Here is a 2,159-nt window from a genome sequence, read left to right as displayed (position 1 = left end):
TGGGTAGTTTGAGTTGCAACTCCAAGCCCCCAAGTCCCACGCCGGCCAAGACCGCCAGGTCCCAGGCGGCCCTCGTCACGGGATGGCAGGAGACAGGCTCGATGAGCCTGACCCGCAGGTTCCCCACGGCCACCGTGCTCAGCTCCGGCAAGGTCCTCGTCGTCGGCGGCTGGGCCAACGAATTCCATGCCTCGGCGGAACTCTATGACCCGAGCCTGGGCACATGGCTCTCCACGGGGGCCATGCCTTTCGGACGCGAGGGGCACACCGCCACCCTGCTGTCCTCTGGCGAGGTGCTTGTCGTCGGCGGCGAGATTCAGTCCGCGCCGGGCTACACCGCCACCGCGCTGCTGTATGCGCCGCAGACGGGCCTCTGGACGCAGGCGGGCTCCACCTCCATGGCACGCGCCTACAGCACGGCGACGTTGCTTCCCTCCGGCAAGGTGCTCGTCGTGGGTGGCGGCAACAACAATGGCTCTTATGCCAGCGTGGACGTGTATGACCCGGCAGGGAGCTGGTCCACCCTGCCCTCTGCGATGAACGACGAGCGCAGGCGCCACACGGCGACGCTGCTTCCCTCCGGAAAAGTTCTCGTCGTCGGCGGCCGGGGCTGGCGCATCTTCGAGACAGCGGAGACGTACGACCCCAGCAACCCGAACTCGGGCTGGACCCTGGTCGCCCCCATGGCCACGCACCGCTACGACCACACGGCGACGCTGCTGCCCTCCGGCAAGGTCCTCGTCGCGGGCGGCACGAATGAAACAGGCCCTCTCAACACCTCCGAAGTCTATGACCCGACGACCAATACCTGGACCGCCGCGCAGATGGCCACGCCTCGGACGCTCCACACCGCGACGCTGCTGCCCTCCGGCAAGGTCCTCGTCGCGGGTGGCGAGGTGTCCGCCCCGCTGGATTCGGTGGAGCTCTACGACCCGGAGACGAACACCTGGTCCTCCAGCCTGCCCCTGCGGGCTCCTCGCAGGCTCCACGCCGCCGTCCTGTTGAGCGCCACCTCCAAGGTCCTCGTCCTGGGCGGAGAAAACGTTGTCGCGGGCCAGACCGTGAAGCTCAACACCGCGGAGCTGCTTGGCACCTGCGAGACCGTCACCTGCAACACCGCGCCGAGCCAGTGTCACAGCTCGGCTGGCGTCTGCTCCAACGGCGGCACCTGTACCTATCCCCTCCAGCCGGCCGGCTTCAGTTGCAACGACAGCAACGCCTGTACTGGCAATGACGTCTGCGACAGCACGGGCACCTGTGCCGGCGCTCCCGTCGCCTGCGAGGCCCCTCCTGGGCAGTGCTACCAAAGCGCCGGCTCCTGCTCCGACGGCTCCTGCTCCTATGCCTACAAGGCGGCCGGGGCCGCGTGCGACGACGGGGATGCGTGCACGCTGAGCGAGACGTGCAACGGGTCCGGAGGATGCGCAGGCACGCCGGTGAGCTGCACCACTCCGCCCGGTCAGTGCTACCAGGCGGCGGGCACCTGCTCCAATGGTACTTGCGAGTACGCCCTGAAGGCAGCCGGCACCGCCTGCGACGACGGGAATGCCAGCACCCTTGGCGACGTGTGCAGCAGCACCGGGACGTGCGCCGGAACGGCCTGCAACACCCCTCCCAACACCCAGTGCTACAACCCGACGGGCACGGAGTCCAACGGCACCTGTTCCTACACGCCCAAGGCCGCCGGCACCGCCTGCAACGACGGCAATGCCACCACTCGCGCAGACGTCTGCAACAGCTCCGGGACGTGCGCCGGGACGGTGTGCAACACCCCTCCCGACGCCCAGTGCTACAACCCGATTGGCACGGACTCCAACGGCACCTGCGTCTACACGCCCAAGGCCAATGGCACCGCCTGCAACGACAGCAATGCCTGCACCCAGAGCGACACCTGCCAGAGCGGCACCTGCTCCGGCTCCAGCCCCATCCTCTGCACCGCCTCGGACCAGTGCCATGCCGCTGGCACCTGCAATCCTCTCAACGGCACCTGCTCCAACCCACTGAAGGCCGCCGGCAGCGCCTGCAACGACGGCAACTCCACCACCATCGGAGACGTCTGCAGCAGCACCGGGACGTGCGCCGGGACGGCCTGCAACACCCCTCCCAACAGCGAGTGCTACAACCCGACGGGCACGGACTCCAGCGGCACCTGCGTCTAC

General features: G+C 68.3%; 1 protein-coding gene. It reads left to right on the top strand.

What is annotated here, in order from left to right; translation table 11 throughout:
- Positions 1-101: 101 nt before the first annotated feature.
- Positions 102-2,159, top strand: a 2,058-nt coding sequence (locus D7X32_RS45215; RefSeq protein ID WP_279635668.1) for a Kelch repeat-containing protein, incomplete at its 3' end; no start/stop codon positions are given.

This window comes from Corallococcus carmarthensis (assembly GCF_003611695.1).
Classification (GTDB): domain Bacteria; phylum Myxococcota; class Myxococcia; order Myxococcales; family Myxococcaceae; genus Corallococcus; species Corallococcus carmarthensis.
Note: the sequence above shows the minus strand (reverse complement) of the source record. Positions and strands in the feature narration are given on the sequence as shown.